Origin of the sequence: Pseudomonas sp. B21-017 (assembly GCF_024749245.1) — a bacterium.
GTDB lineage: Bacteria > Pseudomonadota > Gammaproteobacteria > Pseudomonadales > Pseudomonadaceae > Aquipseudomonas.
The window spans coordinates 1,532,171-1,550,711 of the sequence record NZ_CP087194.1; the positions used below are offsets into that span (position 1 = coordinate 1,532,171).

8 protein-coding genes and 1 tRNA gene are annotated in these 18,541 nt (G+C 60.7%); 4 read left to right on the top strand and 5 right to left on the bottom strand.

Features of this window, described 5'->3' with window-relative positions; genetic code table 11:
* Nucleotides 1-12: 12 nt before the first annotated feature.
* Nucleotides 13-1,455 carry a magnesium transporter gene (mgtE, locus tag LOY28_RS06745; RefSeq protein WP_018926381.1) on the top strand — a complete coding sequence of 481 codons (1,443 nt, stop codon included), beginning with the start codon at nt 13-15 and terminating at the stop codon, nt 1,453-1,455.
* Nucleotides 1,456-1,562: 107 nt separating this feature from the next.
* Here mgtE and LOY28_RS06750 read toward each other — a convergent pair whose 3' ends face one another.
* Nucleotides 1,563-1,889: an Arc family DNA-binding protein gene (locus LOY28_RS06750; protein ID WP_003178899.1), complete on the bottom strand. Its 327-nt coding sequence runs from the start codon at nt 1,887-1,889 to the stop codon at nt 1,563-1,565.
* A 385-nt stretch (nt 1,890-2,274) separates the two neighbouring features.
* On the opposite strand from LOY28_RS06750, the gene phnN reads away from it, so the two are divergent.
* The gene (gene phnN / locus LOY28_RS06755) at nt 2,275-2,847 is read left to right on the top strand and encodes a phosphonate metabolism protein/1,5-bisphosphokinase (PRPP-forming) PhnN (protein WP_258613254.1); all 573 of its coding nucleotides are present in this window, start codon (nt 2,275-2,277) and stop codon (nt 2,845-2,847) included.
* Here the strand turns inward: phnN and LOY28_RS06760 are convergent.
* Both LOY28_RS06760 and LOY28_RS06765 read right to left on the bottom strand, forming a co-directional pair.
* Nucleotides 2,822-3,001 (bottom strand): PA3371 family protein, encoded by a 180-nt coding sequence (locus tag LOY28_RS06760; RefSeq protein ID WP_018926378.1) that lies wholly within the window; start codon nt 2,999-3,001, stop codon nt 2,822-2,824. The two genes, phnN and LOY28_RS06760, sit on opposite strands and share 26 nt — an antisense overlap.
* A 22-nt stretch (nt 3,002-3,023) precedes the next feature.
* Complete coding sequence (locus LOY28_RS06765; protein WP_258613255.1) at nt 3,024-3,257, bottom strand: hypothetical protein; 234 nt, start codon at nt 3,255-3,257, stop codon at nt 3,024-3,026.
* Nucleotides 3,258-3,548: 291 nt separating this feature from the next.
* On the opposite strand from LOY28_RS06765, the gene LOY28_RS06770 reads away from it, so the two are divergent.
* A tRNA-Arg gene (locus LOY28_RS06770) sits at nt 3,549-3,625 on the top strand.
* 207 nt (nt 3,626-3,832) lie between these two features.
* On the opposite strand, the gene LOY28_RS06775 is transcribed toward LOY28_RS06770, so the two are convergent.
* Nucleotides 3,833-4,909: a hypothetical protein gene (locus tag LOY28_RS06775; RefSeq protein ID WP_258613256.1), complete on the bottom strand. Its 1,077-nt coding sequence runs from the start codon at nt 4,907-4,909 to the stop codon at nt 3,833-3,835.
* 24 nt (nt 4,910-4,933) lie between these two features.
* Nucleotides 4,934-17,263 carry a VCBS domain-containing protein gene (locus LOY28_RS06780; protein ID WP_258613257.1) on the bottom strand — a complete coding sequence of 4,110 codons (12,330 nt, stop codon included), beginning with the start codon at nt 17,261-17,263 and terminating at the stop codon, nt 4,934-4,936.
* Between the two features lie 737 nt (nt 17,264-18,000).
* On the opposite strand from LOY28_RS06780, the gene LOY28_RS06785 reads away from it, so the two are divergent.
* On the top strand, nt 18,001-18,540 hold the full coding sequence (locus tag LOY28_RS06785; protein WP_064616470.1) for a hypothetical protein: 540 nt from the start codon (nt 18,001-18,003) through the stop codon (nt 18,538-18,540).
* Nucleotide 18,541 lies beyond the last annotated feature (1 nt).

Here is an 18,541-nt window from a genome sequence, read left to right on the forward strand (position 1 = left end):
TGGAGTTCGCCTATGTCTGAAGTTGAAGTAAAGAAAACGCAGGAAAGCTTGCAGGACCGCCTTGCTCAAGTCGTTGAGCTGCTGCAGCGCCAGCGGGTGGTCGAAGACCTGACTCATCGCCAGGAAGGTCCGCATCACGACCGGGTCGAGAACCTGGTTCACCGGCAAAACCTCGTCGAGTTGCAACGCAAGCTCGATGATCTGCACTCCGCTGACGTTGCCTACATCCTTGAAGCCTTGCCACTGGACGATCGTCTGACCGTCTGGCAGTTGGTCAAGGCCGACCGCGACGGCGACATTCTGCTCGAAGTATCCGATTCGGTTCGTGAAACCCTGATCGCCGACATGGACGATCACGAGCTCCTGGCGGCGGCCAAGGACATGGATGCCGACGAACTTGCTGACCTGGCCTCCGAGCTGCCGCGAGACGTCGTCCACGAGCTGATGGAAACCCTCGATGCTCAACAGCGTGAGCGCGTCCGCTCCGCGTTGTCCTATGACGAGGAGCAGGTCGGTGCGCTGATGGACTTCGAGATGGTGACGATCCGTGAGGATGTCAGTCTTGAAGTGGTGTTGCGTTACCTGCGTCGTCTCAAAGAGTTGCCAAGCCATACCGATAAACTGTTCGTGGTCGATTACGACGGCGTGCTCAAGGGCGTGTTGCCGATCAAGCGCCTTTTGGTCAACGACCCGGATAAACAGGTCTCGGAAGTGATGGCCAGCGATCCGGTGAGTTTTCATCCGGACGAAGACGCCTACGAGGCCGCTCAGGCGTTCGAGCGTTACGACTTGATCTCGGCCCCGGTGGTCGACAAGAACGGCAAGCTGATCGGTCGTCTGACCATCGATGAAATGGTCGACCTGATTCGTGAAGAGAGCGAAAACGAAGTTCTCAACATGGCGGGTCTGCGCGAAGAAGAAGATATTTTTGCGTCAGTCTGGAAGTCCCTGCGCAACCGTTGGGCCTGGCTGGCGATAAACCTGATCACCGCGTTCGTTGCATCACGGGTGATCGGCCTGTTCGAGGGCTCTATCGAGAAGCTGGTAGCGCTCGCGGCATTGATGCCGATCGTGGCGGGTATCGGCGGCAACTCGGGTAACCAGACGATCACCATGATCGTTCGGGCCATGGCGCTGGACCAGGTCAGCACCGGCAATACGTCGAGGTTGATGCGCAAGGAGTTGGCGGTCGCCTTGATCAATGGCGTGGTCTGGGGTGGGGTGATTGGTGTGGTGTCCTACCTGCTTTATGGCAGTTGGTCCCTGGGCGTGGTGATGACCGCCGCCATGACGCTTAACCTGTTGCTTGCAGCATTGATGGGCGTGTTGATTCCGATGACCCTGGCGCGGCTTGGGCGCGACCCGGCAATGGGCGCGAGTGTGATGATCACTGCCATGACCGACAGTGGTGGCTTTTTCATCTTTCTCGGGCTGGCGACGATTTTTCTGCTCTGACGTTCTACCTCAAAAGAACCCGCCCAATCGGCGGGTTTTTTTTTGAGGGGCTGAATTTCAGGCAAAAAAAAGCCAGCAATTACGCTGGCTTGAGCTTTCAGGATGAATCAGGAAGCGTCTGCAGCCATTTCGGCATCATGGGCGATCAGCGAAACCAGAGCGTTTTGCTGGCGGTGGGAGAGTTGGCGGAAGCGTTGCAGCAGTTCGCGTTCGTGTAATGACAGCTCGGGGCTGTCCAGGCGCATGCTCAATTCTTCGCCCAACGCGCCTTCCTGAATAAGACTCTGCTCAAGACGCGCGATGATTTCGGAATTCATGCTGCGATGATGATTGCGAGCCACCTCGGCAATGCGTTCACGCATTCCGTCTGGCAGACGTACGACGAACTTGTCAGCCGTACGGCTGGAATAAATTGCCTGTTTCAATGGGCGCATATATTTAACCGGTTAGTTCAGGGGAGCGGTTCTCGGGATAGGCCGCAGGATGTCAGATAGGACAAGCACTCCGACCAAATGTTCAACCTGAATTGATAGAGGCGCGCATCATGCCTCAAATTAGCCAGATCATTGGCGTCAATTCTGTGACAAATATTGATCTGGGTAAAGGCTTAATGCCAGCACCTATTATCAGAAATGCGGACTGGTTTGAAAACATTCCATGAGTCCGTATCGCTGACCGCGTCCTCTTGCCCGACAGGTGATGCCCGAAGACGCCTGAAGGTGCATGCTATGCGGATTCGATCCTTGTTCCTTACCTTAACAGGATAGTGGCAAATGGCCGATTTACTAGGGCAGACGGACGGTATGGGATGATTTCAGGATGGATGGCAGGCTGATTTATTTAATGGGGCCTTCGGGATCCGGCAAGGACAGCCTCATCGAAGCCGCTCGCGGGCCGTTGCGGGTGCGCAATTGTGAAGTCGTGCGGCGGGTTATTACGCGCTCGGCTGAGTCCGTCGGCGAAGACGCCATTGAGGTGTCCCGCGAAGAGTTCGAGCGACGCAGAAACAATGGGGATTTCGCGCTTTCGTGGCAGGCCAATGGGCTGGATTACGGTATTCCTGTGCGTATAGACCAGTGGCTCAAGGAAGGACGCGATGTGCTGATCAATGCTTCGCGCGGCCACCTGACAGAAGCGCAACAGCGCTATCCCACGCTGTTGCCGGTGCTGTTGACGGTCAAGGATGACGTTCTGCGAGAGCGCCTGCTACGGCGGGGGCGTGAAAGCCCGGCAGAAATTGAAGCGAGACTGCGCCGCAATGCGCTGTTCACGGCTGACGATACAATCGGTGATACGCAGATCCGTCGACTCGATAACTCCGGCGACCTTGCGGGCACCGTTGCCAGTCTTCTAGAGTTGCTGAGCGTCAGCGCAGAACCGGATCGAACTTGATCTTGCGCCCGGCGATCAGCGCCAGCACGAACAGCGCACTGAACACGCCGCAGGCAATCAGGGGCAGGGTGACGATCGTGTCCTGGACTAATGACAGATGAAGGATGCCACTCAGTAGAGCGAGGATGAGAAACCCTGCGGCTGATTTGGACATGCTGTGCTCCTGATGAGGTGGTTCAAAATACCAAGCGTTCAAAAGACTGCGTGCGCGGTTGAAGACTCTCCTGGCTCACCTCTTGGCTTACAAAACTGCGTTGATCGCTCGTGACTGCCCATTGAGGCGCTTTTTGCAGCTGCAGGTCATGGGGCGCGCGTTGGGCAACCATCGCAGCGTCGTTTGCGGGGAAGAACTGAAAACCCAACAGAACCGCCAGGGCGACTGCATTCGCGACTAAAAGAGCGCTGTTCATGGGGCTGATCTCCTTCGTTCTTTGAGAACAGTCGAAGCAGCCCGCATGCCAAAAGTTTAACGGCTATTAAATCCTTTAAAAACAAAGAATTAAGCTATTTTAACAAAATGCCGGCATTGCATTTTGCAATGATGGCATTTTGCGGTGATGCAATTTGCACGGTAAACAAAGCCACGCTACCGTGGGGCGTCTGCCTACACTTAAAAAGCCCTACGGACGACATGACAAAAGCGGGCCTGCCCGTTAACATGCACGCCGTCCATCGCCGCGCATTCCTTGCGCGCAACTTGTGTCTCAGTAGCTCAATTGGATAGAGCATCCCCCTCCTAAGGGGAAGGTTGGCAGTTCGAACCTGCCCTGGGACACCATATAATCCAAGGCCTACAGCGTCTTTTTGTTTCTCTGCTTAACCCTCATGGGTGCTAGGTGGGTGCAACAGGTATGCTTTAAGCAAAGAAAAGCCCTGCTCAGATTGTTATCTGGCGGGGCTTTTTCATAACCGTCGTGTCATATCAAGCTTAGCTGCCAGTCCTCCACAGGAGGGCGTAAGAGGCGGTCTATCGACTCTTTCCCGATCAATCGTGAAAATGGACGCGCTGCGCGTACCACCAACACGCCCAGACGATGGTGATCACCAGGGAGGCGACGCAGAAGATTATGGTCTGACGCGCATTGCCAAGATCCTCTCGGGCAAGCAAGCCAAGCGCCTGGAGGGCAGCCCCCCCAAAAAGCGCCAGGAACCCCATTCGCCAGGCGAACATGCGCTGTCGGTAAACGTCGAAAGCCAGCGGGAGCATAACGGCGCCATAGATTACGGAAAGATAGCGAAGTCTAACGTCTGCATAATGGGTAAAGACCGAACCACTTGGATCGCCCAGGGAAGGCTGGATATCCGTTATGGCAGAAACGCAGAACATGAGCCCTTGGAGGGCGAGCATCGCTGTGACAATCACGATGACAGTGGGTGGCCGCTTTTGGGAGCTCCGAAGCTCATCGGGCGGCAAACCTTTTGATGCAATCGCGACCTGATTACTCAGCACCGTGCGAATGACCTCAGACAGCCATGCCTGATCGTTGCGGGAAAACCACATACAGATCCGCATCACGCCAATCCCACAGGCCATCATCGCAAGCCCCTCCAGCGGCATGAATGTGGCGTGCGGCCCAGGTACGGCGGTAAACAACGCCAATGCTGTAAAAAGCACACAAAACCCGAACCAGAAGCCCATGAAGAGCTTAACGGACCAGTGCAGCGCAAAACGCCCGGTTAGCACGACCTGGTTTTGGCGCACCTGGAATCGGCCGACGAAAAGTGGCTTGAATGAGTTGAGTACCATCGGGATGACACGTTGGAGCGAAACGCGAGACTCTGTCACCGTTCCCACGGCCGCTTCTCGAAAAGGTGTAAACATAGCCCAGTGCCGGGTCGCGGCTTTCAGGCGCTCAACAGATTCCGCCAGTCCGAACGAGCTCTCAAACTCGACCAGATCCGATCCCACCCAAAGTTCCCTCATCCATCGGAACATACACCCCCCTCTGGGCGCGTCATGCTTGGATTTCACGTTGGTGTCGTGGACTTCATATTTGTTGCCAGTAATCTGCAGGGATGCCTGCGCGCTAAAGGGGCGACCATCCCTGGTCTCCACCATCATCAACTGCTCAACTCCAGCCCAATATCACGCCGTCAGCGTATGCTCCGCATCCCCGAACCAGGTGCGCACCAGATCGGGCCCAGGCGTACCAGCGTGGTCAAGCACCGCCACATCGACGAAATTCTTGCCATTGCTTGCGCCATCAGGGTCTACCTTCACGGTGATGTCGTTGCCGGTCTGCACCACTTGGACAAAGTCCGACACCTGGCTGGTGCCGGCGACAAAGTTGGCCTTGAGCAGTGCGGAGAGGTCGATTTTGTCCCCTTCGGCGTAGTTGTAGTCGAGGATATGATCGCCGCCTTCATTCACGTTGAAGTAGGCAAACACGTCGGCGCCCGCGCCACCGCTGAGCGTGTCTGCGCCTTCACGGCCTACGATGATGTCGTTGCCGTCGCCGCCACTGATCGTGTCTGCGAGCATGGTGCCCACCAGAGTGCCGCTGGATTCTCCGTGGTAACTGACTTGAGTGCCGGCCGCGCCGCCGTCGGTGACCTGGAAGTCTTCCGCCGAGTAATGCCCCAACAGGTTCACCTCGGCCCGATGCACGCCGTCGTCCACTGTCAGCAGGCCGCCGGCGCCAGAGGCGTTGGTGTTGTAGCTGAGTTGGGTGTTGGCGCCGAAAGTGAGATTGCCGAACGTCAGCATGTCATTGCTCTCAAGGCCGAGGATGCCGGCCAGCGAGCCCGCTGTTTCGGCCTGTGCGATCACCAGCGTACCCGCGCCTTCGCCGTGGAAGGCGACGGACCCGTGTGCAGCACCGGAGAAGGTCAGGGTTGCGTTACCGTCGATGGTCGCGCTGCCGTCGCCGGTCACGTCGGCCAGCAGGCGCAGGTCACCACCATTGGCCCACAGGTGGCCGGTGTTTTCGACCGTACTGGCCACCGTCATGCCGCCTGGGCCCGTGGACTCCAGCACCCCGCTGTTGGTGATGGTGTGGGTGCCGGTGTCGAGCACCAGGCTGTTCAGCCCGCTGGCCATGATCAGCCCCGAATTGATCAGCACCATCTGCCCGGCACCCAACTGGCCGGCGCCGGAAATGCGGTTGTCGACGTTGTTCAGTACGGTGTCGGCGCTGCCGCCGAAAATCACGTTTTGCGCGTTGTCGGATAGCAGCACCTGGCCGCCACCGGTCAAGGTCGCGCCACGGAACAGAACCTCAAGGCTGGTCGCGCTGCCGGCGGAGCCGAGCTCGATGGTGCCGCTGTTATGGATACTGCCACCGAACGGCATGATCGCACCGTCGGCAATGGTGAGGGTACCGGTGTTGTTGGTGAGCGGGTCGACATCGAACTGGAAGTTCGCTTCGCTCAAGTCCGCCGCATCGATACCTTTGAGAGTGACCGTCTGGCCGGTGCTTATGCTGACCAGTGCATTGCCGTTGGCGTCGTTAGTGATACTCAAGTCTGCAAAGCCGTTGATGCCAGTGAAGCCGACCAAGTCGATCTTGTCCGCTGCGGCGTCGAAATTGAAGATCTGGTTGTTGCCGATCGGTTGGGCGAAGACGAAGGTGTCGGCGCCTGACGAGCCGGTCAGGTTATCGTTAGCGGACAAGGCGAAGATCGGCGCGCCCGGGGCGTAGACTTCGACGTTGTTGAACACGTACGCGCTGGCGGTGCTGCCGTCGCTGTTGCTCCAGTTCATGTTGACGTCAAGCACCAACGCACCCACGAAGTCGCTTGGGGCTGTCACAGTCAATGCGCCGGGATCGTTGGTGTGCACGGTCCATGTGCCGTCGCCGTTGTCGGTTCCTGCATTGAACACCCACCCCGAGGGAACCCCGCTGATGGATACCGTTACGGGGCCGCTGATATCGGCTAACGGAACGTTGAGGGCTAGATTGATGGGGTCGCCGGCAACGCCTGCCGGAAGGTTGGCACTGCTGCCGGCCGCACCAGGATTACCCGCCAGGTCGGTGTAACTGTTCGCGGCAACGTCGACTTTTATGCTGCCGCCCTGGGTTCTGGTCAGTATTGCCGTGTAGGTATCGCCATCAACCTGGGTAAAGTTACTGAAGGTTCCGCGGGGCACTCCGCTCGTTGTCGTCACTGCGACATCAGACAGGGTGAAACCGCTCACCGTCTCACTAAATTGGAATGTCACCGTCGACGTTGAACCGACCGAACTCCCTAGGGCCGTCCCCGTCACTGCCACCGTCGGCGGCACGGTATCAACTGGCGTCTCAACGACGTTCTGCACGTTTACCGTAATGGTCTGCGTGTCGATTCCACCATTACCGTCGGCCACCTGAACGTTCACAACATAGGCGTTGTCGCCGGCGGTTCCACCGACATCCTGGGGATTCTCGTAGTCGGGCGCTGAATTGAACGTCAGCACCCCACTCGAACTGATCGAGAATTTGCTGAAGTCCGTCCCGGCCGTACTCAGGATCGAGTAGCTCAGCGTCTGCGCTGGTAGATCAGCGTCAGTCGCCACCACTGTCGTGACCGCCGTGGTGTTCTCCAATACGTTGATCGAAGCCGTCGCACCAGCACCGTTGGAAGTGATCGTCGGTGAGTCGTTGCTGCCGGCGATATGCACGGTGACCGAAGTGAGGGTGCCATCGGCACTGCTCACCGTGAAGGTGTCGGTGTAGGTGGTGCCGGCGGCGAACTCGTTGTGGGCGGAGTTGGCGACGTAGGTCCAGGCACCACCGGTGCCGATGGAGAACTGGCCGTAGCTGCCGGCGGTGTTGGTTTGTGCGACGAAGGTTGCGGCGCTGTCGACGTCGCTGATGGTCAGGGTGCCGGCGGTGGAAATGTCGACGGCGGCATTGGTCTCGGTGAGGTTGGCGATGCCGGTGGACAGCACGGCCGCATCGTTGGTGCCGAGGATGTGCACGGTGACCGAAGTGAGGGTGCCATCGGCACTGCTCACGGCGAAGGTGTCGGTGTAGGTGGTGCCGGCGGCGAACTCGTTGTGGGCGGAGTTGGCGACGTAGGTCCAGGCACCACCGGTGCCGATGGAGAACTGGCCGTAGCTGCCGGCGGTGTTGGTTTGTGCGACGAAGGTTGCGGCGCTGTCGACGTCGCTGATGGTCAGGGTGCCGGCGGTGGAGATGTCGACGGCGGCATTGGTCTCGGTGAGGTTGGCGATGCCGGTGGACAGCACGGCCGCATCGTTGGTGCCGAGGATGTGCACGGTGACCGAAGTGAGGGTGCCATCGGCACTGCTCACGGCGAAGGTGTCGGTGTAGGTGGTGCCGGCGGCGAACTCGTTGTGGGCGGAGTTGGCGACGTAGGTCCAGGCACCACCGGTGCCGATGGAGAACTGGCCGTAGCTGCCGGCGGTGTTGGTTTGTGCGACGAAGGTTGCGGCGCTGTCGACGTCGCTGATGGTCAGGGTGCCGGCAGTGGAGATGTCGACGGCGGCATTGGTCTCGGTGAGGTTGGCGATGCCGGTGGACAGCACGGCCGCATCGTTGGTGCCGAGGATGTGCACGGTGACCGAAGTGAGGGTGCCGTCGGCACTGCTCACGGCGAAGGTGTCGGTGTAGGTGGTGCCGGCGGCGAATTCGTTGTGGGCGGAGTTGGCGACGTAGGTCCAGGCACCACCGGTGCCGATGGAGAACTGGCCGTAGCTGCCGGCGGTGTTGGTTTGTGCGACGAAGGTTGCGGCGCTGTCGACGTCGCTGATGGTCAGGGTGCCGGCGGTGGAAATGTCGACGGCGGCATTGGTCTCGGTGAGGTTGGCGATGCCGGTGGACAGCACGGCCGCATCGTTGGTGCCGAGGATGTGCACGGTGACCGAAGTGAGGGTGCCATCGGCACTGCTCACAGCAAAGGTGTCGGTGTAGGTGGTGCCGGCGGCGAATTCGTTGTGGGCGGAGTTGGCGACGTAGGTCCAGGCACCACCGGTGCCGATGGAGAACTGGCCGTAGCTGCCGGCGGTGTTGGTTTGTGCGACGAAGGTTGCGGCGCTGTCGACGTCGCTGATGGTCAGGGTGCCGGCGGTGGAAATGTCGACGGCGGCATTGGTCTCGGTGAGGTTGGCGATGCCGGTGGACAGCACGGCCGCATCGTTGGTGCCGAGGATGTGCACGGTGACCGAAGTGAGGGTGCCGTCGGCACTGCTCACGGCGAAGGTGTCGGTGTAGGTGGTGCCGGCGGCGAACTCGTTGTGGGCGGAGTTGGCGACGTAGGTCCAGGCTCCGTCGGTGCCGATGGAGAACTGGCCGTAGCTGCCGGCGGTGTTGGTTTGTGCGACGAAGGTTGCGGCGCTGTCGACGTCGCTGATGGTCAGGGTGCCGGCGGTGGAAATGTCGACGGCGGCATTGGTCTCGGTGAGGTTGGCGATGCCGGTGGACAGCACGGCCGCATCGTTGGTGCCGAGGATGTGCACGGTGACCGAAGTGAGGGTGCCATCGGCACTGCTCACGGCGAAGGTGTCGGTGTAGGTGGTGCCGGCGGCGAATTCGTTGTGGGCGGAGTTGGCGACGTAGGTCCAGGCTCCGTCGGTGCCGATGGAGAACTGGCCGTAGCTGCCGGCGGTGTTGGTTTGCGTGTGGAAGCTTTCCGGGCTGTCGATATCACTGACGGTCAGGCTACCACCCGTAGTCAGCGGAGCATTGGTTTCGGTCAGTGTGACATTGGCCGAGGACAGCACGGCGGCGTCGTTGCTGCCGGTGACAGTGACGGTCACCTGCTGGGTGTCGACGCCACCGAGGCCATCGCTGACCTGGATGGTGAACACTTCGTTATGGCTCTCGCCGGCCTGCAACGATTGCACGGCACTGGCGACGCCATTGGTGCCGTTGGCCAGGGTGTAAGTCCATTGACCGGTGCCGTCCACCGCGATCGAGCCATAGCTGCCAGTGTTGGACCCGGCAATGCTCCAGGTGGCGGTGGCCGCGTGGTCGATGTCGCTCGAGCTGAACTGGCCACTGACGCTGAGGGTGGTGTCTTCCTGCACCGCACCGGCATCGTTGCCGCTGGCGAAGCTGAGTACGGGGGCGTCGTTGCTGCCGGTGACAGTCACGGTCACCTGCTGGGTGTCGACGCCGCCGAGGCCGTCGCTGACCTGCACGCTGAACACTTCGTTATGAGTCTCGCCGGCCTTCAGTGACTGCACCGCACTGGCAACGCCATCGGTGCCGTTGGCCAGGGTGTAAGTCCACTGACCGCTGCCGTCGACGGCGATCGAGCCGTAGGTTCCGGTTGCCGAGCCATTGATCGACCAGGTGGCGGTGGCCGCGTGGTCGATGTCGCTCGAGCTGAACTGGCCACTGACGCTGAGGCTGCTGTCCTCCTGCACGGCGCCGACATCGTTGCCGCTGGCGAAGCTGAGTACGGGTGCGTCGTTGCTGCCGGTGACGGTCACGGTCACCTGCTGGGTGTCGACGCCACCGAGGCCATCGCTGACCTGGATGGTGAACACTTCGTTGTGACTCTCGCCAGCCTGCAGCGATTGCACGGCACTGGCGACGCCATCGGTGCCATTGGCCAACGTGTAGGTCCACTGGCCGCTGCTGTCGACGGCGATCGAGCCATAAGTGCCGGTATTGGACCCGGCAATGCTCCAGGTCGCCGTGGCCGCGTGATCGATGTCAGTCGAGCTGAACTGGCCGCTGACGCTGAGGCTGGTGTCTTCCTGCACCGCGCCGGCATCGTTGCCGCTGGCGAAACTGAGTACGGGTGCGTCATTGCTGCCGGTGACGGTCACAGTCACCTGCTGGGTGTCGACACCGCCCAGGCCGTCGCTGACCTGGATGGTGAACACTTCGTTGTGACTCTCGCCGGCCTGCAACGACTGCACGGCACTGGCGACGCCATTGGTGCTGTTGGCCAAGGTGTAAGTCCACTGACCGCTACTGTCGACGGCGATCGAGCCGTAGGTTCCAGTTGCCGAGCCATTGATGGACCAGGTGGCGGTGGCCGCATGGTCGATGTCGGTCGAGCTGAACTGGCCACTGACGCTGAGGGTGGTGTCCTCCTGCACGGCGCCGACATCGTTGCCGCTGGCGAAGCTGAGTACGGGTGCATCGTTGCTGCCGGTGACGGTGACGGTCACCTGCTGGGTGGCGACGCCACCGAGGCCATCGCTGACCTGGACGGTGAACACTTCGTTGTGAGTCTCGCCGGCCTTCAGTGATTGCACGGCACTGGCGACGCCATCGGTGCCGTTGGCCAACGTGTAGCTCCATTGGCCCGTGCTGTCGACGGCGATCGAGCCATAAGTACCGGTATTGGACCCGGCGATGCTCCAGGTGGCGGTGGCCGCATGATCAATGTCGGTCGAACTGAACTGGCCACTGACGCTGAGGCTGCTGTCTTCCTGCACCGCACCGGCATCGTTGCCCGACGCGAAGCTGAGCACCGGCGCATCGTTGCTGCCGGTGACCGTCACGGTCACCTGCTGGGTGTCGACGCCACCGAGGCCATCGCTGACCTGCACGCTGAACACTTCGTTATGACTCTCGCCGGCTTTCAGTGATTGCACGGCACTGGCGACGCCATCGGTGCCGTTGGCCAGGGTGTACGTCCATTGACCGCTGCCGTCGACGGCGATCGAGCCGTAGGTCCCAGTTGCCGAGCCATTGATCGACCAGGTCGCGGTGGCCGCATGGTCGATGTCGCTCGAGCTGAACTGGCCGCTGACGCTGAGGGTGCTGTCCTCCTGCACGGCGCCGACATCGTTGCCCGACGCGAAGCTGAGCACCGGTGCGTCGTTGCTGCCGGTGACGGTGACGGTCACCTGCTGGGTGTCGACACCGCCCAGGCCATCGCTGACCTGGATGGTGAACACCTCGTCATGGCTCTCGCCGGCCTGCAACGACTGCACCGCACTGGCGACACCATCGGTGCCGTTGGCCAGGGTGTAGGTCCACTGGCCCGTGCTGTCGACGGCGATCGAGCCGTAAGTACCGGTATTGGACCCGGCGATGCTCCAGGTGGCGGTGGCCGCATGATCAATGTCGGTCGAACTGAACTGGCCACTGACGCTGAGGGTGCTGTCTTCCTGCACCGCACCGGCATCGTTGCCCGACGCGAAGCTGAGCACCGGCGCATCGTTGCTGCCGGTGACCGTCACGGTCACCTGCTGGGTGTCGACGCCACCGAGGCCATCGCTGACCTGCACGCTGAACACTTCGTTATGACTCTCGCCGGCTTTCAGTGATTGCACGGCACTGGCGACGCCATCGGTGCCGTTGGCCAGGGTGTACGTCCATTGACCGCTGCCGTCGACGGCGATCGAGCCGTAGGTTCCAGTTGCCGAGCCATTGATCGACCAGGTGGCGGTGGCCGCGTGGTCGATGTCGCTCGAGCTGAACTGGCCACTGACGCTGAGGGTGGTGTCCTCCTGCACGTTGCCGGCATCGTTGCCGCTGGCGAAACTGAGTACGGGTGCGTCATTGCTGCCGGTGACGGTCACGGTCACTTGTTGGGTGTCGACGCCGCCGAGGCCATCGCTGACCTGGATGGTGAATACTTCGTTATGAGTCTCGCCGGCCTGCAACGATTGCACCGCACTGGCAACGCCATTGGTGCCGTTGGCCAAGGTGTAAGTCCACTGACCGGTGCTGTCGACGGCGATCGAGCCGTAGGTTCCGGTTGCCGAGCCATTGATCGACCAGGTGGCGGTGGCATTGTGATCGATGTCGCTCGAGCTGAATTGGCCGCTGACGCTGAGCGTGCTGTCTTCCTGCACGTTGCCGGCATCATTACCCGACGCGAAACTGAGCACCGGCGCATCATTGCTGCCGGTGACAGTCACGGTCACCTGCTGGGTGTCGACACCGCCGAGGCCGTCGCTGACCTGGATGGTGAACACTTCGTTGTGACTCTCGCCGGCCTGCAACGACTGCACGGCACTGGCGACGCCATTGGTGCCGTTGGCCAAGGTGTAAGTCCACTGACCGCTGCCGTCGACGGCGATCGAGCCGTAGGTTCCGGTTGCCGAGCCATTGATCGACCAAGTGGCGGTGGCATTGTGATCAATGTCGCTCGAACTGAACTGGCCACTGACGCTGAGCGTGGTGTCCTCCTGCACGTTGCCTGCATCGTTGCCGCTGGCGAAACTGAGTACGGGTGCGTCATTGCTGCCGGTGACGGTGACAGTCACCTGTTGGGTGTCGACACCGCCGAGGCCATCGCTGACCTGGATGGTGAACACTTCGTTATGACTCTCGCCGGCCTGCAGTGATTGCACGGCACTGGCGACGCCATCGGTGCCGTTGGCCAACGTGTAGGTCCATTGGCCCGTGCTGTCGACGGCGATCGAGCCGTAGCTGCCGGTGTTTGACCCGGCAATGCTCCAGGTCGCGGTGGCGGCATGATCGATGTCGCTTGAACTGAACTGGCCGCTGACGCTGAGCGTGGTGTCTTCCTGCACCGCGCCGGCATCGTTGCCGCTGGCGAAACTGAGCACGGGGGCATCGTTGCTGCCGGTGACGGTGACAGTCACCTGCTGGGTGTCGACGCCACCCAGGCCATCGCTGACCTGGATGGTGAATACTTCGTTATGAGTCTCGCCGGCCTGCAACGATTGCACCGCACTGGCGACGCCATTGGTGCCGTTGGCCAAGGTGTACGTCCACTGACCGCTGCCGTCGACGGCGATCGAGCCGTAGGTTCCGGTTGCCGAGCCATTGATCGACCAGGTGGCGGTGGCATTGTGGTCGATGTCGCTCGAGCTGAATTGGCCACTGACGCTGAGCGTGGTGTCTTCCTGCACGTTGCCGGCATCGCTGCCCGACGCGAAGCTCAGCACCGGTGCGTCGTTGCTGCCGGTGACGGTGACAGTCACCTGTTGGGTGTCGACGCCACCCAGGCCATCGCTGACCTGGATGGTGAATACTTCGTTATGAGTCTCGCCGGCCTGCAACGATTGCACCGCACTGGCGACGCCATTGGTGCCGTTGGCCAGGGTGTACGTCCATTGGCCCGTGCCGTCGACGGCGATCGAGCCGTAGGTGCCGGTATTGGACCCGGCAATGCTCCAGGTGGCAGTGGCCGCATGGTCGATGTCGCTCGAGCTGAATTGGCCACTGACGCTGAGCGTGGTGTCTTCCTGCACGGTGCCGACATCGTTGCCCGACGCGAAGCTGAGCACCGGCGCGTCGTTGCTGCCGGTGACGGTCACGGTCACTTGTTGGGTGTCGACGCCGCCGAGGCCATCGCTGACCTGGATGGTGAACACTTCGTTATGGCTCTCGCCGGCCTGCAACGATTGCACCGCACTGGCGACGCCATTGGTGCCGTTGGCCAGGGTGTAGGTCCATTGACCGCTGCTGTCGACGGCGATCGAGCCATAAGTGCCGGTATTGGACCCGGCAATGCTCCAGGTCGCGGTGGCTGCATGATCGATGTCAGTCGAGCTGAATTGGCCACTGACGCTGAGGGTGCTGTCCTCCTGCACGGCGCCGACATCGTTGCCGCTGGCGAAGCTGAGTACGGGTGCGTCGTTGCTGCCGGTCACGGTGACGGTCACCTGTTGGGTGTCGACACCGCCGAGGCCATCGCTGACCTGAATGGTGAACACCTCGTTATGACTCTCGCCGGCCTTCAGCGATTGCACGGCACTGGCGACGCCATCGGTGCCGTTGGCCAGGGTGTAAGTCCATTGACCGCTGCTGTCGACGGCGATCGAGCCGTAGGTTCCAGTTGCCGAGCCATTGATCGACCAGGTGGCGGTGGCTGCATGATCGATGTCGCTTGAACTGAACTGGCCGCTGACGCTGAGGCTGGTGTCCTCCTGCACGGCGCCGGCATCGTTGCCGCTGGCGAAACTGAGTACGGGTGCGTCATTGCTGCCGGTGACGGTGACAGTCACCTGCTGGGTGTCGACACCGCCGAGGCCGTCGCTGACCTGCACGCTGAACACTTCGTTATGACTCTCGCCGGCTTTCAGTGATTGCACGGCACTGGCGACGCCATCGGTGCCGTTGGCCAGGGTGTAAGTCCATTGGCCGCTGCTGTCGACGGCGATCGAGCCGTAGCTGCCGGTGTTTGACCCGGCAATGCTCCAGGTCGCGGTGGCTGCATGATCGATGTCGCTCGAGTTGAACTGGCCACTGACGCTGAGGGTGGTGTCTTCCTGCACCGCGCCGACATCGTTGCCGCTGGCGAAGCTGAGCACCGGCGCATCGTTGCTGCCGGTGACGGTGACAGTCACCTGCTGGGTGGCGACGCCACCGAGGCCATCGCTGACCTGCACGCTGAACACTTCGTTGTGACTCTCGCCAACCTTCAGTGATTGCACCGCACTGGCGACGCCATTGGTGCCGTTGGCCAAGGTGTACGTCCACTGACCGCTGCCGTCGACGGCGATCGAGCCGTAGGTTCCGGTTGCCGAGCCATTGATCGACCAGGTGGCGGTGGCATTGTGGTCGATGTCGCTCGAGCTGAATTGGCCACTGACGCTGAGCGTGGTGTCTTCCTGCACGTTGCCGGCATCGCTGCCCGACGCGAAGCTCAGCACCGGTGCGTCGTTGCTGCCGGTGACGGTGACAGTCACCTGTTGGGTGTCGACGCCACCCAGGCCATCGCTGACCTGGATGGTGAATACTTCGTTATGAGTCTCGCCGGCCTGCAACGATTGCACCGCACTGGCGACGCCATTGGTGCCGTTGGCCAGGGTGTACGTCCACTGACCGGTGCCGTCCACCGCGATCGAGCCATAGCTGCCAGTGTTGGACCCGGCAATGCTCCAGGTGGCGGTGGCCGCGTGATCGATGTCGGTCGAGCTGAACTGGCCACTGACACTGAGGGTGGTGTCTTCCTTCACGGCGCCGGCATCGTTGCCGCTCGCGAAGCTGAGCACCGGTGCGTCATTGCTGCCAGTAATGGTGATGGTCACAGTCTGCGTCGCCGAAGCAGCGTTAGCCGCGCCGCTGTTGTCGGTGGCGACCACGGTGTACGAGAAGGTGACGGTTTCACCCGCGCCGAGGAAATCGAGGTTCTGGCTGGTGCTGTAGTCCCAGCTGTTCTGATCGACCGAGAACCCGGCGACCAACGCCGAAGCCACACCCGCATCGAGCGTGCCGCCGCTCCAGGCGATGTTGCCGTTGGAGGTGTGCGACACAGTCACCACGTCGATGTTGTCCACATCGGCAAAGCTCAGTGCGCCGCTGTCGCTCAGTGTGGCCGTACCGTTGCCTTCGCTCATGGCGCCGGTGGTGTCGGCAATCGTCAGTGTCGGCCGGTCATTGGTGCCGGTGATGGTAATGGTCACGGTCTGTACCGTGCCGTCGCCGATCGCCACGTTATAGGTCTGGGTGAGGGTCTGGCCTTCGCCCAGGAACTGCACGGCGGCGTTGTCTACCGCGAAGTGCCAGCCCAGTGAACCGCTACCGGTGCCGGTGCTGTCGTGCAGTGGATCTGTGGTGAAGCTGCCCAGGTAGCCGGAAGCGCCCGGTGTGACGGTGACGCTATGGGTGTCGATCAGGTCGGCGTCGGTGAAGGTGATGCTGCCGTTGGCGGCGTAGTCGCCACTGTCTTCCTTGGCATCGCCGGTCTGCACGCCGCTGGTGATGTGCACCTGGTCGTTGGTGCCGGTGAGGGTGATGACCACATTTTGCGTTGTCGACGAACCATGCCCATCGTTGAGGGTGACCACATAGGTTTCGGTAGCCGTCTGACCTTGGGCCAGGTACTGGGCTGCCGCATTGTTCACGGTGTAAGTCCAGTTAACGGTGCCGTTGGCCGCATTGGCCGCTTCCATTACAGAGGCAAGGGCGAAGTTGCCCAGCGCTGTGGTATTGCCTCCCGCCGCCACGAATGAAGCGGTATGCGTGTCGCTCAGATCGACGTCGCTAAATGCAATCGTGCCCGTCGTACTCAGCGAATCGGTAGTGCTCGGCGTTGTGGGCGCATCTTCGGTCACCGTGCCAGCCTGCACGCCGACGTTCATCGTCACACTGTCATTCATACCTGCGAATTGCACTTGCGCAGTGGCCCAGCTGAGGGTGCCATTGCCGAGACGAATCGCATACGTAAAGCTGTCTGCCAGGGACGCTCCGGCAGCAAGCTCCTGAAGTTGCGCCTTGAAAGCAGTCGATAAAGTAGCGGCGTCGTAGCCGACTTTACCATCCGATGTAATCCAGATTTTTGCCCCGTTGAGGCTGGTGTCGGTGCTCGTCGCCTCAATTCTGCTCGTGTCCTGGACCAGCAGATCGGCCGGGGCATAAACCTTGGTGGCAGTAGAAAGGCTGGTCGCGTTATCAACTGACCAGAGCGTCTTTGCGTTACCGCCCAGGTCATTGGACATGACATCCAGGTACACGACACCCTGCAGGTCTTCAGTGATGGTCACGTTGCTCGTGCCAATGACACCTGTAGTGAAAATGTCGTCCTGCGCCTGCGGCGTATTGGAAAACGAAGTAACGGTGCCGCCGCTGGTCGTGGTGGTGGTAGCCATGTCTTTCTCCCGAGAATGCTTTTTTTATTGGAATTGCCAGGGACTGCTAACAGGACGAAGTCCCGTGCTTGCGCCGCTCAGAGTGTTCAGGAGCGGTACGGGGCGGCTACCGGACATCGTCGACCGTCTGGGCTTGACGGGACAGGTGCTGCCGGCAGAGGGGCGCTGGTCTCGCGGGGGTGAAGAAACTCGCCGTACTTGAGGAGCGAATCGCAGAAGCGGTCGGGCGAACGTGGGCCCAAGCCTGAGGCTGCGCTGCGCGTGGCGCGCAGTATCCTGAGAGCACCCATAGGGAAGGGACTCCTGAAGTAATGGCTGGATGAGGCCGTATTTTGGTACAGCACTGATTCAGGGATACGGCCTTTCCTGATATCAGTTTGATAGGTGTTTAGTTGTGGGGTCAGGCTTTGTAAAGGTGTTAAGCGCAGGTAACAGTACGATGTGCCAATATTCCGACAAGTGGATGTTTTGGTGTCAATATTATGTCGATTTGTTTTTGGCGAAGTGCCCGCCGGCACTCAATAGTGGTGTGCCTCAAATGAGCTGAAACCCTTATGCGGCAAGGGCTGGCTGCGTAATTTCAGTGCAAGAACACTCTAAAATTGCAGCGTCAGCGGTTAGAAAAGTCCATCAGAGCATTCCCTGGCGGTTTTTTCTTGCTCGAACCACCTGACGACTTACGTGGAAAGTCCGTTATTGCTGTGCCTTACTTCTGACTCCACTCACGGAGCCAAGCAATGCGACACAGAGGTGCACAGTTCTGGTTATGGACCGACCCCCGATTACCTCACCACATCCATGAAGAAATGCTCGGTGACGGGACACAAGTGGAAGTGCGGGCACGACTGAGTCGTGAGGGGATCACCCAGGTGTTCATCGGTGTTTACGATGCCCGTGGGATCATGCTGTGTGAGGAGTTTCACGACAGGGGCCGTGATGAGACTTACTGTGCGGCGTTGAAGTGGGGCGCTCTACGAGCGGGCGAGATCGTCGCGGGCACGCAGGCCTTCGTTGCACCTCATCGGGTGCAACTGACGCTCGGCACGGTCATCACCGATGAGTCGGTACTGGCGCTGCGGCGGATGGAAATGAACGAACGTGAGCGTTTCAAGCTCAGCTGTGAAGATGCGTGGTCGGAATACCTGACCGCCAAAGCGGCCATGCTTGACCTCATGCGCGCGCCCAAAGTCGATCCCAGGGTCTGGGCGGATCACAAGGAGCGACTGAAGCAGGCGATTGACCGGCGCGTCTGTGTACAACGCGCCTATTTACGCTGAG

Excerpts from the sequence above, each read along its gene's own strand:
- mgtE (WP_018926381.1), top strand. The coding sequence starts at position 13 with ATGTCTGAAGTTGAAGTAAAGAAAACGCAGGAAAGCTTGCAGGACCGC.
- LOY28_RS06750 (WP_003178899.1), bottom strand. The coding sequence starts at position 1,889 with ATGCGCCCATTGAAACAGGCAATTTATTCCAGCCGTACGGCTGACAAG.
- phnN (WP_258613254.1), top strand. The coding sequence starts at position 2,275 with ATGGATGGCAGGCTGATTTATTTAATGGGGCCTTCGGGATCCGGCAAG.
- LOY28_RS06760 (WP_018926378.1), bottom strand. The coding sequence starts at position 3,001 with ATGTCCAAATCAGCCGCAGGGTTTCTCATCCTCGCTCTACTGAGTGGC.
- LOY28_RS06765 (WP_258613255.1), bottom strand. The coding sequence starts at position 3,257 with ATGAACAGCGCTCTTTTAGTCGCGAATGCAGTCGCCCTGGCGGTTCTG.
- LOY28_RS06775 (WP_258613256.1), bottom strand. The coding sequence starts at position 4,909 with ATGATGGTGGAGACCAGGGATGGTCGCCCCTTTAGCGCGCAGGCATCC.
- LOY28_RS06780 (WP_258613257.1), bottom strand. The coding sequence starts at position 17,263 with ATGGCTACCACCACCACGACCAGCGGCGGCACCGTTACTTCGTTTTCC.
- LOY28_RS06785 (WP_064616470.1), top strand. The coding sequence starts at position 18,001 with ATGCGACACAGAGGTGCACAGTTCTGGTTATGGACCGACCCCCGATTA.